The sequence below is a fragment of the Mesorhizobium sp. M0047 genome, from assembly GCF_040323315.1.
Classification (GTDB): domain Bacteria; phylum Pseudomonadota; class Alphaproteobacteria; order Rhizobiales; family Rhizobiaceae; genus Mesorhizobium.
Window position 1 is genome coordinate 16,313 of the sequence record NZ_JAMYUW010000003.1, and the last position, 14,688, is coordinate 31,000.

Sequence of the window (14,688 nt, forward strand, 5' to 3'; positions counted from 1 at the left end):
GCGTGAGGCTGAAGGCACGTCGATGACTTACGATCCTGTCAGCGCCAATCCGCTCGCCGGCAATCCGCTCGCGACGCGCGCGGACATGCGGCGTGCGCTTGCCGATCTGTTCGATCCGCTGCTGCCCTATTTCTCCGTGGCAAACGCGCGCGTACGTCTCGACGCGGCTGGAGCCCATTTCGACCGCGCGGCGGCCGACCTCGAGGGCTTCGCACGGCCGCTCTGGGGGCTGGCGCCGCTCGCCGAAGGCGGCGGGGAATTCGCGCATTGGGATCGCTACGCCGAGGGCATCGCCAACGGCACCGATCCTGATCATCCCGAATACTGGGGCGCGGTTCGCGATAAGGACCAGCGCATGGTCGAGCTCGCCGCACTCGGCTTCGCCCTTGCCCTGGTCCCCGAGAAAATATGGAACCCGCTCGACCGGCGCGCCCGTGCCAATGTGATCGCCTATCTCAAACACGCCCGACGTTTCGACTACGCCGACAACAACTGGAAATTCTTCCGGGTATTGGTCGATCTCGGTCTCGATCGGCTCGGCGTCGACTATGATCGCCAGTTGACGGACACTTATCTAAATCAACTTGACGGCTTCTATATCGGCGACGGCTGGTATCGCGACGGCAATGTGCGCCGCATCGATCATTACATTCCATTCGCCATGCACTTCTACGGGCTCATCTACGCCCGCCTCGCCGAAGATGAGCGCGCCGACCGCTTCCGTGAGCGCGCTGCCTTGTTCGCGAAGGACTTCCGCCACTGGTTCGGCGCGGATGGCGCGACGGTGCCTTTCGGCCGCAGCCTGACCTATCGCTTCGCCTGCGCGGGCTTCTGGTCGGCGCTCGCCTTTGCCAATGTCGAGGCCCTGCCATGGGGCGAGATCAAGGGGCTCTGCCTTCGCCATTTGCGCTGGTGGGCCGACAAGCCGATCGCCAACCGCGACGGTGTGCTGCCGATCGGCTTCTGCTATCCCAACCTGCTGATGTCGGAGAGCTACAATTCGGCCGGCTCGCCCTATTGGGCCTTCAAGGCGTTTCTGCCGCTCGCACTTGGCGGCGATCATCCCTTCTGGACCGCGGAGGAAGCGCCCGCCGAGACAATGGCCGCGGCTGTGCCGCTTCGCCATCCCGGCATGGTGATGATGCCCGCTGGCAGCGACGTCGTCGCGCTTTCCTCCGGTCAGGAGAACCTGCAAATGCGCTGCGGCACGGAGAAATATGCAAAGTTCGCCTATTCCTCGCGTTACGGCTTCAGCGTCGAGGCCGACGAGCGTGGCTTCGCGGGCGGCGCTTTCGACTCGGCGCTCGCCTTCAGCGAGGACGGCGTCCACTACCGTGTGCGCGAGACGAACGAGGACGCGAAACTGGCAGGGGACCTCCTCTATTCGAAATGGTCGCCTTGGCCCGACGTCACCGTCGAAACATGGCTTCTGCCGTCCGCTCCCTGGCACATCCGCGTCCATCGCGTCACCACGCCGCGCCCGCTCATGACGGCCGAAGGCGGCTTCGCCATCGCGCGGCGGGATCTCGATGCGGATACGCTCGAGGCAACCGGCGGGGCTGCCTACGCGATCGGCGCGGAGGATCTTTCCGGCATCGTCGACCTCGGATCGAGCATCGCGCGCGAGGGGCTTTGCCAGAAAGCTCTTCCCAACACGAATCTTATGGTCGCCAAGACCATCGTGCCGCAATTGCGCGGCACGATCCCGGCGGGCGAAACAATGTTGGCCTGCGCAGTGCTTGCCCTACGCGACACGGCGGCGGCCGGATGCATATGGGCAGCGCCGCCGGGCGCTCCACCGGTCGCAGAGCTCACTGCACTCGTCAGGGATAAGGGTGAAACGGTCAGCGCGATCCAGGCACCGGGGCATATGCGGTGAAGCAGCCAGCCATTACCTTCGCCATGCAACCGGCCCGCACGAAGCATGTCGTCACGCCAGAGATCATCGAGCGGCTGGCGGCCGCGGGACGTATTCTCTCCTCCGAACCGTTCGAGGATTTCGCCGATCCGCGAGCCAAACGGCTGCTTGCCGAAACCGAAATCCTGATTACCGGCTGGGGCTGCCCGCTTATCGGCAGCGACGTCCTCGCATCAGCGCCGCATCTGAAACTTGTCGCGCATGCCGCGGGAACCGTGAAAGGACTTCTCGATCCCTCCGTTTTCGAGGCCGGCATTGCCGTGACGCACGCAGCACAGGCGAATGCCGTGCCTGTTGCCGAGTTCACGCTTGCCGCAATCATATTTGCCGGCAAGCGGGTATTCCGCTTCCACGAACTCTATGCCGTGGACCGCAACCGCCATCGGGTGAACCAGATGCAGGCTGAGGCGATCGGAAATTACCGGCGGACGATCGGCATCGTCGGCGCTTCCCGCATCGGGCGTCGGGTCATCGAACTTTTGAAGCCGTTCGACTACAGCATCGTCCTTTACGATCCGATGATGGATGCCGCGGAGGCGGCGCGCCACGGTGCGGAAAAGGTCGAGCTGAACGCACTGATGTCGCGTGCCGACATCGTGACGCTGCATGCTCCCTCCCTGCCCGCGACGCGGCACATGATCGGCGAGGCCGAACTTGCCCTGATGAGAGACGGAGCCACGCTGATCAACACGGCGCGTGGCGCCCTCATCGATGAAGCCGCCCTGTTGACGACGCTGAAGGCCGGCAGGATCGACGCGATCATCGACGTCACCGATCCGGAAGTGCCCGAATGGAGCTCGCCGTTTTATTTGCTGCCCAACGTCTTTCTGACACCGCATATTGCTGGCGCGGTCGGGCTGGAGCGATCACGCCTAGGCAACATGGCCGCCGACGAGGTGCTCCGTTACATAGCGGGCAAGCCGCTGCTTCACGAAATCCGCGGGCAGGACCTGGAGCATATCGCATGACGTGTTTCGAGCCGGCCCTTTGTAGCGTGACCTTTCGCGCGCTTCGACCGATGCAAATCGTTCTGCTCGCGCGCGAAGCCGGGCTTGCCGCGATCGAATGGGCAGGCGATGCTCATATGCCGCCAGGGAATTTGGAAAATGCTGCCGAGGTCGGGCGGATGAGCCTGGAGGCTGGATTCGCCGTATCCTACGGCTCCTATGTCGCGCCGCCAGACGACGATCTGAAAGCCTTTGAACAGGCTCTAGAGACAGCCGAAACCTTGGGCGCGGCCAATATCCGCATCTGGCCGGGCGCGCGCAATCGCAACTCTTCGGACTATACGACTGAGGAAGTCCGTTCCGCCGCGTACCTGATCCGGAATATGGGCGCCGAAGCGGCAAAACGAAAGATCGCAGTCTCGCTGGAATATCACCCCAACTCGCTGACAGATGCGACGGACGCCGCGCTCAGGCTGATCGAGACCGTCGCGCATGACAATGTCTATCTCTACTGGCAGCCGCGACCGGGACTGCCTCTCAATGAGGCGCTGTTCGAGATCGTGCGCATCGGGCATCACGTCTCACACATCCACGTCTTCGCATGGGACCGTGACGGCAAACGCTTTTCGCTTTCCTCCGCGGAAGAATATTGGCGCGCCGTCATCGAAGGGCTGCCCGTCTCGCGTTGGAAAGGGCGGCGTTTCGCGATGCTGGAGTTCGTGGCCGGCGATGATCCGGACGCTTTCCGCACCGATGCGGCAACACTCAAGGCGGTGCTCGGAGGCTGACTGCCACCTCTACCGTCAGACGAGCAGTCCGCTGCTGTCGTTGCCCCACAGGTCGGCTATGGAGACCGGCGACCCCGTGCGGCTGCTCCGGAAGGCGGCAATCCCGCAGAGAACCGACATCGCGCCCGCGCGCGAGCCCGCGCGCTGTTTCAGCTCGTCGTTCGGCCTGCGGCTGAAAAGCATGTTGCGCAGCCGGTCGTCGCCACCATAGTGGCCACCGCTCGAATGCGGCACCCAGATGCGCTCGACGCCGTCGAAGTTTCTCATGACGACAATCTCGTCGGCGGGCGGCGTCGTCCATGCCTGCGCCTCGTATTGCCGAAGCTCGATGCGCCCCTCGTGACCGTTGAAGGCGATGTGGTGGCCTTCGATCGGCATATAGGTGTTGAGCGAATAGGAGACATCGACGCCATTCCGGTAGCGGATCGAGGCGACCATGGTGTCGGGGATGTCGATGCCTTCGCGGAAGACGCAGGCGTCGCGGACATAACCGTCGACGGTCGACGGGTCCTCGTACAGCCGCTCGAGGAACGGGTCCTTTGAGATGTCGAAGAAATAGTCGCACTCGCCCTTGTGCGGACAGGTACGACAGCGCTCGCCGCGGAAAGGGCCGTTCCTTCCATAGTGCCTCAGATCGGCTAAGGCCGACACCTTCTCGGGATCGGAATCGAGGTACCAGTTCAGCAGGTCGAAATGGTGGGTAGCCTTGTGGACAAACAGGCTCCCCGAATATTCCGAGAAGGCGTGCCAGCGCCGGAAATAGTCGGCGCCGTGGCTGGTGTCGAGATACCAGTGGAAATCGACCGAGGTTACCTCGCCGATGACGCCGGAATTGAGCAGTTCCTTGATGCGTGCCGCCGTTGGCGCGAAGCGGTAGTTGAACGAGATATCGACACGCTTCCCGGTGCGCCGTTCCGCCTCCAGGATGCGCTTGATCTTATCGACGGTGGTTGTCATCGGCTTCTCGCTGATGACGTCGGCGCCGGCTTCGAGAGCCTTGATGATGACCTCGTCATGGGTGGAATCGCGCGTGCAGACGATGACGAGTTCCGGCCTCTCCGACCGGAGAAGTGCGTCGAAATCCGTGTAGATTGGCGCGCTTGCGCCCATGTAGTCGCGCGCCCGCTCGGCCCGCATAGGATTGAGGTCGCAAATCGCGACCAGTTCGACCGCGTCGTTCCATCGCTCCAGGAGGTCCCTGCCCCACATCGTCGTGCCGCGGTTTCCGGTTCCAACGAGAGCGTAACGGGTTCTCTTCGACGTCGGCATGATTCCCTTCCGGTTTCGACGGCGTTTCAGCACACCGTCCGGAAACGTTCGACAACCGTATCCAGCACGACTTCGCCCGGTTTCTTCCACCAGTTTTCCGCGGAAAAGATCTCCACTTCCTGCGGCCCGTGGAAACCGGCCGCCTCGACCTTGTCGCGAATCCCCGGCAGGTCGATGATGCCATCACCCATCATGCCGCGGTCGAGAAGCAGGTCGGTGGTCGGCACGAGCCAGTCGCAGATGTGATGGGCGAAAATCCGGTTTTCCCGACCGGCTCGCGCGATACCCTCCGCAAGTTCGGGGTCCCACCAGACATGGTAGACGTCGATCGCCACACCCACATCCGGCCCGAGGCGCCCGGCGAGATCGAGTGCCTGCTTCAGCGTGTTCACACAGGCCCGGTCGGCCGCATACATCGGATGCAGCGGCTCTATGGCGAGCGGCACGTTCGCGACGCGGGCATGCGGCAGAATGGCATTGAAGCCGTCCTCGACCATCTGCCGCGCTGCGGCGAGGTCGCGCGAACCCTTCGGCAACCCGCCAACGACGAAGATGAGACAGTCGGCGCCGAGTGCTGCGGCCTCGTCGATGGCCCTTAGATTGTCGTCGATGGCGGCCTGCCTGCCGGCTTCATCGGCTGCAGGAAACATCCCGCCGCGGCAGAGGCCCGTCACCTTCAGGCTGTTCAAATGGACGATGCGCGCTGCCTCGTCGAGCCCGACAGTGGCAACCTGATCCCGCCACGGCGCAATCGCCGTGATGCCTCGGGCAAGGCAGCCGTCCACGGCCTCGGCAAAGCCCCAGCTTCCGCGCGTGGTCGCAAGATTGATGGAAAGGCCCTCCACCGTCATCAGTGTCCTCCCCCAGACATCGGCGTCATCGCGTTCCAGTCAGGTTCCACGGCCGAGCCGAGGCCGGGGGCGGCGATCACCGAGCCGATCGCCATGCGGCCTTTTTCGATGCGCAGGCGCGTGCGGCCGTCCTGCGTTCGGTAGAGATCGGCGTGAGCGCGCGCAAAGGCCGTCTGCTCGGCCTCCGGCGCCCCGGCCATGCCGTCGACATAGTGGTGGCCGTTGCGCTCGACATGCGTCATGCCCATCAGGCTGGCGAGCGCCAGATCCTGCTGCACGGCGAGCCCGCCTTGTGTAGTCAGGTCTTCGGCGGACATGAAATAGTTAGGTCCGCCTTGCGCGTTCCAGTGCTCGACCCTCGTGCGATTGAGTAGCGCGCGGTAGAAACCCTTGCAGGATTTCGACGAGATCCCCGTATAACCGAGACTGCGGGCGGTGACGAAGGCGTCCATCGTCGCGTCCGACTCGTCGATCTCGACCGGCTTGAAGGCAGCGAGCGCGGCAACCGATTTTTCAAAAGCATGGGCACGCGCAATAGGTTGCTCGATGAAAAGAACGGATCGCGCAAACTGAGCGAGATTCGGCCTTGCCTGGATGCGCGCGAGGAGTTCGGCAACCTCCTCGGCCGACGCGAACTGCTCGTTGCCGTCGAGCGTCACTGAATAACTGCCGACTTTCGCATCGAGCAGGTCTGCGATCCGGCCGAGACGCTCGACGTCGGCGTCCAGGTTTCCCGACACCTTCACCTTGAAGAAAGTCAGGCCGTAAGCGTCGATCGCCTCTTCGAGACTTTCGGGAAGGCCATCATTCAGTCGGCCATCGGCACGCACCTCGCCGGCTGTTATGGCGTCGACGAGGCCGACGGTATGGCGTGCAGCGATCGTCTCCGGCGGCTTCAGCCCGGAGAGAAAGGCTGCAAGATGGAAGCCTTCGAGATCGGGTGTTGTTGCGGTATCGATGCCCGGCAGGTTTGCGTTCACCGCCTTCGCGACCGACGAACCCTCCAGCCGACAAAGCGCATCAAGGATCGCCCGGTCGGCGAGTGCAAGTCCGAAGGAGGCGACGAGGCCGTTCAGGCCTTCAGCGGCCGCACGCGCGTGATGCCCCTTCTCGACATCGGTATGGAGACCGAAGGCGGTTTCTTGGCCCGCCGCGCTCAAGGCGTCAAGGGCGAGAACGAGCGAGCGGCGAAGTTGGTTTTCGTTGTCCGCATTCGTCAGGTCCGGGGACTTGTCGAACCATTTCGGCACCATCAATTCAGCCGCCATTCCAACCATGGAGCGGCCCGCGGCATCCTCGATGCGCACGCGCAGGAACGCCTGCCGTGCCTTGCTGAGCGTCGCGGCACCGAAGCGAAACGGCAGGCGCAAATGCGCCGGCCGTTCGAAAGCCTGCGCTTCGACGAGACGGATCTTCAAAGGATCGGTCATAGTCTCAGGCAATTCCCTGCGCCGCGAGAAAACGGCCCATGCGGTCGCTGGCATCGTCCGGATCCGCAAGGACATTCGCCTTGTCGGCGAGGCGGAAGAGTTCTGCGAGGTGGACGAGCGAACGGGCGCTCTCCTGCCCGCCAATCATACGGAAATGGTCCTGCAGGCCGTTCAGATAGGCAAGGAAGACGACGCCCGTCTTGTAGAAGCGGGTCGGCGCCTTGAAGATGTGGCGCGACAGCGGAACTGTTGGCTCCAGGATATTGAAGAAGGTATCGGACTTGCCGTTGCCGAGCGCGGCTAGACCCGCGGAAGCTGCAGGCGCTATCGCATCGAAGATGCCGAGCAGCGCATCGGAGAAATGCTCGCCGTCGCCGGCGATCAGTTCGGCGTAGTTAAAGTCGTCACCCGTATACATCCTGACGCCCGCCGGAAGGCGCCTGCGCATGGCGACTTCCTTCTCCTTCGACAGGAGCGAGACCTTGATGCCGTCGACCTTGTCGGCGTGTGCGGAAATGGCCTCGAGGCAGGTGTCCATGGCCGCCCAGTGGTCGGACGATCCCCAATAGCCTTCAAGCGCGGGATCGAACATCTCGCCGAGCCAGTGAATGATGACCGGCTGCTTCACCTGGCCCAGAATGCGATCATAGACCTTCAGGTAGTCGTCCGGCCCCCTGGCGGTGAAGGCAAGCGCGCGCGAGGCCATCAGGATAATCCGCCCGTCCATTGCCTCGACTTCGGCGATCTGATCCTCGTAGGCGCCGATGACTTGATCGATGCCGAGCCCCGGCGCGGGCGCGAGATGGTCCGTGCCCGCTCCGCATGCGATCAAGGCATCAGGTCGTCCGTTCGCTTCGGCAAGCGAGCGGCGGATCAGTTCCTTCGCCTCACCCCAGCCGAGGCCCATGCCGCGCTGCGCGGTATCCATTGCCTCGGCAACGCCCAGGCCGAGATCCCAGAGCCTGTGCCGGAAGGCAAGCGTGCGCTCCCAATCAATCGCAGGATCGAGCCAGGGATCGCTATTGGCTAACGGGTCGGCGACGACATGCGCGGCGGCGAAGGCGACGCGCGGAAAATCGGACGCGGAGCGCCGCTCGAGAGCGATCGGCGTTCCGCTCGTCTCGTAGGTTTCGATCGTGCGATCAGTCTTTGGCAATCGAACCGTCGTCATCGTCAGACCTCCAAAGGCTCGACATCGAGCCACCGCCGCTCTTGCCAGGATTTCAAGCCGAGTACGGCAAGCTGAACGCCCTTCGCCCCCTCGACCAGCGTGTATTGCCACGGCGCATCCTCGATGACATGGCGCAGGAACATCTCCCATTGAATCTTGAAGCCGTTGTCATAGACCTGATTGTCGGGCACCTCGTCCCAGGTCCTGTAGAAGTCGATCGTCTGCGGCTGGTCCGGGTTCCAGACCGGCTTCGGCGTGTTGACGCGGTGCTGCGTCCAGCAGCGGGTAAGGCCCGCGACCGCAGAGCCGTGCGTACCGTCGACCTGGAAGGTGACGAGATCGTCGCGGCGCACGCGGACCGTCCAGGACGAATTGATATGAGCGATCACGCCGCCTTCGAGCTCGAAGGTTGCATAGGCGGCGTCGTCGGCATCGGCCGCATATGGCTTGCCGTCCTCACCGACGCGTTCCGAAATGTGGGTCGCACCGAGACAACTCACCGCCTTCACGGAACCGAAGAGATTATCGAGCACGTAGCGCCAGTGGCAGAGCATGTCGAGGATGATGCCGCCGCCGTCGGCTTTGCGGTAGTTCCACGACGGACGCTGCGCAGCCTGCCAGTCTCCCTCGAAGACCCAGTAGCCGAACTCGCCGCGCACCGAGAGCATCCTGCCGAAGAAGCCTGAGTCGCGCAGCATCGCCAGCTTGCGCAGGCCTGGGAGGAAAAGCTTGTCCTGCACCACGCCGTTCTTCAGGCCGGATGCCTTCGCTTTCCTCGCGAGCGCGACAGCCGTTTCGAGATCGTCGGAGATAGGCTTCTCGCAATAGATGTGCTTGCCCGCGTCGAGCGCTCGCGAGATGAGATCGGCGCGCATTAGCGTGGTGCCGGCATCGAAAAATAGGGTGTCATCCGGATTGGCAAGCGCCGCATCGAGATCGGTGGTCCACCGCTCGATCCCGTGGGCGCGCGCAAGCGCCTCGAGCTTCCCCCCGTCGCGGCCGACGAGGATCGGGTCCGGCATGACCCTGTCGCCGTTCGCCAGGCGTAGTCCGCCTTCCGCACGGATGGCGGCGATGGACCGGACCAGATGCTGGTTCAACCCCATCCGTCCCGTCACGCCGTGCATGATTAGCCCGATTCTTCGCATGAGCTCCTCCCAAATTCGCGCCGGCACGAACCACCGCTTCAACGACGGAACGTGCGAGGTCGACCGTTTGTCGGTAGTAACTATCTGGTTACAAGATCGCTCGCCAAAGTCGGATTTGTCAATCGTCGGATGAAAGTTTTTGTGAGGAGGTCAGGCCCGGATGGAGGAAAGAGTCACCGCGACGATGTGCTCGCCCCAGGCTTTGAGCGCCTCGAACTCCGACAGGTCACGCTCGAAAATCGTCGACAACGTATGGCGGTTCGAAAGGTAGAAGAAGCCGAGGGCGGCAATCGTCAGGTAGACGGAGACCGGATCGATGTTGGGCCGGAAAACACCTTGCTCCGCGCCGCGCCGGAGCACGTCGGAAAGCTCGCCGATGAAGTGCGAGTGCATTTCCGTGATCTTCTTCGAACGTTTGAGAAAGCGCGCCTTGTGCAGGTTCTCCGTGACGAGGAGGCTCAGAAATTCCGGATGCTTCAGGAAGTAGTCCCAGGTGAACATTGCCAGCTCGCGTATTCCCTCCTCGGGATCGCGGTGCGCAAGGTCCAGATGCTTTTCGGCGCTTCTGATCGAAGCATAGGTCGCCTCTAGAACCGCCAGGTAGAGCGCCTCCTTGTCACCGAAATAGTGGTAGAGCATGCGTTTGTTGGTCTGTGCGCGCGCCGCCACAGCATCGACACGGGCGCCGCCGAAGCCGTTCGCGGCAAATTCCTCGGTCGCGGCTTCGAGGATCGCCGCATGGGTGCGCTGGGGATTGCGCGAGGCCCCCCTGCGTGGGCCTTTCTCCGCTTTTTCGCCACTGTCGACTTCCTCCGCGGCGAATTGCCTGCTTCCGCCGCCCACCTTCTCCGTCGCCATATGCACCTCTCTTGCTGCGCTATCTGTCTGAAAATAGACCGTTCTCACTTTTCGCCAAACGCCTGCCGGCATTTGCCTTTCGATTGTCGCTTGACAGCCAAACGGATTCTATCCAACTTGTAACCAAATAGTTATTTGCTGAAAAGCAAGTTCGAAAGTTCATCACCTGAGCTGGGAGGAGACCAGGATGACCTTCACGATCGACCGCCGCCAATTTCTGATCGGCACAGCGACCGCACTTGCATTCGGCGTGGCCAGCCTCGACCGCGCCCAAGCCGCGACTTCAATGCGCTTTCTGTGGTGGGGCTCGAAGGAGCGCGCCGACCGCACCCACGATGCGATGACGCTGGACACGTCTGGCAACGCAAGCGGCCGGCGGCAATGCACCGGACCTGATCCAGATGGACTATCGCTACATCTTCGAATATGCGCGGCGCGGCGCGCTGCTCGATTTCACCCCTTACCTGGATAAATCCCTGAAAATCAGCGATTTCGGGCAGGCGAACGTCGATTCCGGCAAGGTTGACGGCAAGCTCTACGGCGTCAATCTCGGCGTGAATTCGAGCGCCGTCATGGTCAATACGGTTGCCTGGAAGGAAGCCGGCGTCGAAGCGCCGACCAACGACATGACCTGGGATGGCTTCGCTGAACTCTGCGCAAAGCTGACGAAAGCCAAGAAGCGCCGCAGTTTCTACGGCACCGCCGATGCGAGCGGCCTCGAGCCGGCTTTCGAGGGCTGGCTGCGCCAGCGCGGAAAGGCGCTCTATACGAACGACGGCAATGTTGCATTCGAAGCCAAGGACGCAGCCGGCTGGTTTGACTACTGGGCTAAGCTGCGTGAGATGGAAGCGTGCGTACCAGCCGACATGCAGGCACTCGACCAGCTGACCATCGAGACCAGCATGATCTCGCAGGGCAAGGCCGCCCTCAGCTTCGCCCATTCGAACCAGTTCGTCGGCTTTCAGGCCATCAACAAGGAAAAACTCGGGATGATCAGCTACCCCGTTCCTGCAGAAGGTGGGAAACCGGGGCAATATTTGAAGCCGTCGATGCTGATGAGCGTCTCGGCCGCCTCGAAAAATCCGGATGCGGCGGTCGCCTTCGTGAATTTCCTCGTCGAGGATCCCGAGGCGGCAAAGGCGCTCGGCGTCGAGCGCGGAGTGCCGGCATCGGAGAATATCCGCAACGCACTGACGCCGGAACTCGACGAACTCGGCAAGGCGATGGCCGACTATATCCAGATGCTGACGCCCAAGGTGGGCCCGCTGCCGCCGCCGCCGCCAAACGGCGCTGGCGAGAACGGCTTCTTCCTGAAGAAGGTCGCCGAGGAGGTCGCCTTCGGCAAGCTGTCAACCGATGAAGGCGGCGCAAAATTCGCCGAGCAGGCGGCGGCAAATCTCAAGCGAGGCTGACGTCGTGGGAAACCAGCGCACCGCCATTGCCGGCGAGCCGGGCGTCCGCATTGCCGGTGCCGCACCACGCCAGAGGCTTCCCGGCGCGTTTGCGCGCAACGCGCCGGCTTATCTGTTCCTGCTGCCATGGTTCGTCGGCTTTTTCGGCCTGACGCTCGGCCCGGCGCTGGTTTCCCTGTTCCTGTCGTTCACCGACTACAACCTGCTGCAGCCGCCGCATCTGGTTGGTCTCGACAACTATGCCAGGATCGCCACCGCCGACGACAAATTCATCTCGTCGATGAAGGTGACGCTGTTCTATGTCATCTGCTCGGTGCCTCTGAAGCTTGCATTCGCGCTTGCCGTAGCACTCCTGCTCAATCGCGGCATCAAGGGCCTGCCCGTTTATCGCGCTATCTTCTATCTGCCCTCGCTGCTCGGATCGAGCGTGGCGATCGCCGTGCTCTGGCGCCAGCTTTTCGACAGCGATGGCGTCGTCAACACGCTTCTTTGGAAATTCGGCATAGAGGGGCCGAGCTGGATATCATACCCGAACTATTCGCTCTACACGCTGATCGTCCTTGCGATCTGGCAGTTCGGTTCGCCGATGATCATTTTCCTGGCCGGCCTCAGGCAAATTCCTGTCGACATGTATGAGGCGGCGAGCCTCGACGGGGCGTCCAAGACGCGCATGTTCTTCAAGATCACCCTGCCGCTTCTGACCCCGGTCATCTTCTTCAATGCCGTGATACAGACAATCGACGCCTTCAAGGCGTTCACGCCGGCCTACGTCATCTCGTCCGGAACCGGCGGGCCGATCGATTCAACGCTTTTCTATACGCTCTACCTTTACCAGGAGGGCTTCGGCTATTTCCGCATGGGGTACGCCGCAGCGCTCGCCTGGGTCCTAGTCATCATCATCGCGATCTTCACAGCCTTTTCGTTCCTTTCGGCACGCTACTGGGTGCACTACGATGACTGATGCTACGCTTGCCTCGGCCGCCGATAGCATCGAGCCCCCGCGAGAGCGCTCGCGTCTGCTATCGGTCATCATTCACGCCGCGCTGATCGCCGCATCGATCATCATGCTGTATCCGCTGATCTGGATGTTGGCCGGATCGGTCAAGGACCAAAACGAGATTTTCGGCACCGCATCGCTGATCCCCAGCCATTTCGATTTCAGTTCCTATGTCCGCGGATGGGAAGGCGCCCAGGTTTCTTTCGGCAAGTTCTTCTGGAACTCGCTCGTCATTGCCGTGCTGTCGGTCATCGGCAACGTGATGTCATGCTCGCTCGCTGCCTTCGCATTCGCGCGGCTGAAATTCTGGGGACGGAATTTCTGGTTCGCGCTGATGCTCGGCACGCTGATGCTGCCCTATCACGTGACCCTGATCCCGCAATATATCCTGTTTCTGGAACTCGGGTGGGTAAAGACCTTCCTGCCGCTGGTGGTGCCGAAATTCCTCGCCGGCGATGCCTTCTTCATCTTTCTGATGGTGCAGTTCTTCCGCGGCCTTCCGCGCGAGCTTGACGAGGCGGCGATGATGGACGGTTGCAGCGCATGGCGTATCTACTGGAAGATCATGCTGCCGCTCTCCCTGCCGGTGCTCGCAACGGCCGCGATCTTCTCGTTCATTTGGACCTGGGACGATTTCTTCGGTCCGCTGATCTATCTCTCGGACATCAACACCTACACGGTTCAGCTCGGCCTTCGCTCCTTCGTGGACTCGACCGGCAGTTCTGATTGGAGCGGCCTGTTCGCCATGTCGAGCCTGTCTCTGGTTCCGGTGTTCATCATCTTCCTGTTCTTCCAGCGCCTCCTGATCGAGGGAATTGCGACCACCGGGCTGAAACGCTGAAGCAAACAAGCACGAAAGGAATTGCCGCATGAGCGCCCTGCGCTTTGCCGCCATCGGCCTCAACCACGACCATGTCTACGGCCAGGTCAACGTGATGCTGAGGGCCGGCGCCGAACTGGTCTCCTTCCACGCTATCGAGGACGACCTCGCGAGAACCTTCAAGGAACATTTTCCGCAGGCTCAGCGCGCCGACGATCGGCGGCGGATCCTCGAAGATCCCTCGATCCAGCTCATCGTCAGCGCGGCGATTTCCAACGAGCGCGCCGGCGTCGCTATCGACGCCATGCGCCACGGCAAGGACGTCATGCTCGACAAGCCCGGCATGGTGACGCTCGAACAGTTGGCAAAGGTGCGCAAGGTGCAGGCCGAAACCGGCCGCATCGTCTCGATCCTTTATTCCGAGCACTTCGAGACCGCCTCGACGGTCAAGGCCGGCGAACTGGTGAAGGCCGGCGCGATCGGCAACGTCATCCACACGACGGGCCTCGGACCCCACCGGCTGCGCAAGCCGACGCGGCCGGACTGGTTCTTCGACCGCTCCCGCTACGGCGGGATCATCGCCGACATCGCAGCCCATCAATGCGAGCAGTTCCTGTTCTTCACCAATTCGCTCGAGGCGGAAGTGCTTTCGGCAACGGTAGCCAACCGCGCCAACCCCGACACACCGGGCCTGCAGGACTATGGCGACATCCATCTCAGGACGCCCGCCGCTACGGGCTATATCCGCGTCGACTGGTTCACCCCGGACGGTCTGCCAACCTGGGGGGACGGACGGCTATTCATCGTCGGCACAGAAGGCACGATCGAACTGCGCAAATATATCGACATCGCCGGGCGCCCGGACAAAGACCATCTGTTTCTCGTCGACAGAAGTGGCGTGCGCCATATCGACTGCTGCGAGGTCGAGCTTCCCTACGGACGTCAGCTTGCCGCTGACATCCGCGATCGAACCGAGACGGCGATGGGACAGGAGCACTGCTTCAAGGCGATGGAGCTTGCCCTCAAGGCGCAAGCGCTTGCCGAAGCCTCTTCTTCCTCCCAAACACAGAAATAGAAGC

At 62.3% G+C, this 14,688-nt stretch carries 11 protein-coding genes and 2 pseudogenes; 7 read left to right on the top strand and 6 right to left on the bottom strand.

All coding sequences use genetic code 11. The features are described 5' to 3' along the window. The first annotated feature begins 22 nt into the window (after positions 1–22). The 3 genes from NKJ89_RS03420 to NKJ89_RS03430 are packed head-to-tail and all read left to right on the top strand — an operon-like array spanning position 23 to position 3,653. A complete protein-coding gene (locus tag NKJ89_RS03420; protein ID WP_352599867.1) occupies positions 23–1,879 on the top strand; it encodes a DUF2264 domain-containing protein in 1,857 nt (618 codons plus the stop codon). Next, positions 1,876–2,886 carry a hydroxyacid dehydrogenase gene (locus NKJ89_RS03425; RefSeq protein ID WP_352599869.1) on the top strand — a complete coding sequence of 337 codons (1,011 nt, stop codon included), beginning with the start codon at positions 1,876–1,878 and terminating at the stop codon, positions 2,884–2,886. The genes NKJ89_RS03420 and NKJ89_RS03425 overlap by 4 nt, the downstream gene beginning before the upstream one ends. After that, positions 2,883–3,653, top strand: coding sequence for a sugar phosphate isomerase/epimerase family protein (locus NKJ89_RS03430; RefSeq protein WP_352599871.1), 771 nt, complete (start codon positions 2,883–2,885; stop codon positions 3,651–3,653). Before NKJ89_RS03425 ends, NKJ89_RS03430 begins: the two co-directional genes overlap by 4 nt. Positions 3,654–3,668: 15 nt before the next feature. Here the strand turns inward: NKJ89_RS03430 and NKJ89_RS03435 are convergent, their stop codons facing one another. From NKJ89_RS03435 to NKJ89_RS03460, 6 genes are all read right to left on the bottom strand, one after another. Next, positions 3,669–4,922 carry a Gfo/Idh/MocA family protein gene (locus tag NKJ89_RS03435; RefSeq protein ID WP_352599873.1) on the bottom strand — a complete coding sequence of 418 codons (1,254 nt, stop codon included), beginning with the start codon at positions 4,920–4,922 and terminating at the stop codon, positions 3,669–3,671. Positions 4,923–4,948: 26 nt separating this feature from the next. Further along, complete coding sequence (locus tag NKJ89_RS03440) at positions 4,949–5,773, bottom strand: sugar phosphate isomerase/epimerase family protein (RefSeq protein WP_352599875.1); 825 nt, start codon at positions 5,771–5,773, stop codon at positions 4,949–4,951. Further along, complete coding sequence (locus NKJ89_RS03445) at positions 5,773–7,203, bottom strand: enolase C-terminal domain-like protein (RefSeq protein ID WP_352599878.1); 1,431 nt, start codon at positions 7,201–7,203, stop codon at positions 5,773–5,775. The genes NKJ89_RS03440 and NKJ89_RS03445 overlap by 1 nt, the downstream gene beginning before the upstream one ends. Before the next feature lie 4 nt (positions 7,204–7,207). Further along, on the bottom strand, positions 7,208–8,374 hold the full coding sequence (locus NKJ89_RS03450) for a dihydrodipicolinate synthase family protein (RefSeq protein WP_352599881.1): 1,167 nt from the start codon (positions 8,372–8,374) through the stop codon (positions 7,208–7,210). Positions 8,375–8,376: 2 nt separating this feature from the next. Beyond that, positions 8,377–9,522 carry a Gfo/Idh/MocA family protein gene (locus tag NKJ89_RS03455; RefSeq protein WP_352599883.1) on the bottom strand — a complete coding sequence of 382 codons (1,146 nt, stop codon included), beginning with the start codon at positions 9,520–9,522 and terminating at the stop codon, positions 8,377–8,379. A 150-nt stretch (positions 9,523–9,672) separates the two neighbouring features. Next, positions 9,673–10,380 (bottom strand): TetR/AcrR family transcriptional regulator, encoded by a 708-nt coding sequence (locus tag NKJ89_RS03460; protein ID WP_352599885.1) that lies wholly within the window; start codon positions 10,378–10,380, stop codon positions 9,673–9,675. A gap of 187 nt (positions 10,381–10,567) precedes the next feature. On the opposite strand from NKJ89_RS03460, the pseudogene NKJ89_RS03465 reads away from it, so the two are divergent. From NKJ89_RS03465 to NKJ89_RS03480, 4 genes and pseudogenes are all read left to right on the top strand, one after another. After that, a pseudogene (locus NKJ89_RS03465) lies at positions 10,568–11,792 on the top strand (ABC transporter substrate-binding protein). Positions 11,793–11,886: 94 nt separating this feature from the next. Continuing rightward, positions 11,887–12,753: pseudogene (locus NKJ89_RS03470) on the top strand (carbohydrate ABC transporter permease); the annotation flags it as partial. Next, positions 12,746–13,630: a carbohydrate ABC transporter permease gene (locus NKJ89_RS03475; protein WP_352599887.1), complete on the top strand. Its 885-nt coding sequence runs from the start codon at positions 12,746–12,748 to the stop codon at positions 13,628–13,630. The pseudogene NKJ89_RS03470 and the gene NKJ89_RS03475, both read left to right, overlap by 8 nt. A 28-nt stretch (positions 13,631–13,658) precedes the next feature. Continuing rightward, entirely contained in the window at positions 13,659–14,684 is a 1,026-nt protein-coding gene (locus NKJ89_RS03480) for a Gfo/Idh/MocA family protein (RefSeq protein ID WP_352599889.1), read from the top strand. Positions 14,685–14,688 lie beyond the last annotated feature (4 nt).

Excerpts from the sequence above, each read along its gene's own strand:
- NKJ89_RS03420 (WP_352599867.1), top strand. The coding sequence starts at position 23 with ATGACTTACGATCCTGTCAGCGCCAATCCGCTCGCCGGCAATCCGCTC.
- NKJ89_RS03430 (WP_352599871.1), top strand. The coding sequence starts at position 2,883 with ATGACGTGTTTCGAGCCGGCCCTTTGTAGCGTGACCTTTCGCGCGCTT.
- NKJ89_RS03435 (WP_352599873.1), bottom strand. The coding sequence starts at position 4,922 with ATGCCGACGTCGAAGAGAACCCGTTACGCTCTCGTTGGAACCGGAAAC.
- NKJ89_RS03440 (WP_352599875.1), bottom strand. The coding sequence starts at position 5,773 with ATGACGGTGGAGGGCCTTTCCATCAATCTTGCGACCACGCGCGGAAGC.
- NKJ89_RS03445 (WP_352599878.1), bottom strand. The coding sequence starts at position 7,203 with ATGACCGATCCTTTGAAGATCCGTCTCGTCGAAGCGCAGGCTTTCGAA.
- NKJ89_RS03450 (WP_352599881.1), bottom strand. The coding sequence starts at position 8,374 with ATGACGACGGTTCGATTGCCAAAGACTGATCGCACGATCGAAACCTAC.
- NKJ89_RS03455 (WP_352599883.1), bottom strand. The coding sequence starts at position 9,522 with ATGCGAAGAATCGGGCTAATCATGCACGGCGTGACGGGACGGATGGGG.
- NKJ89_RS03460 (WP_352599885.1), bottom strand. The coding sequence starts at position 10,380 with ATGGCGACGGAGAAGGTGGGCGGCGGAAGCAGGCAATTCGCCGCGGAG.
- NKJ89_RS03475 (WP_352599887.1), top strand. The coding sequence starts at position 12,746 with ATGACTGATGCTACGCTTGCCTCGGCCGCCGATAGCATCGAGCCCCCG.
- NKJ89_RS03480 (WP_352599889.1), top strand. The coding sequence starts at position 13,659 with ATGAGCGCCCTGCGCTTTGCCGCCATCGGCCTCAACCACGACCATGTC.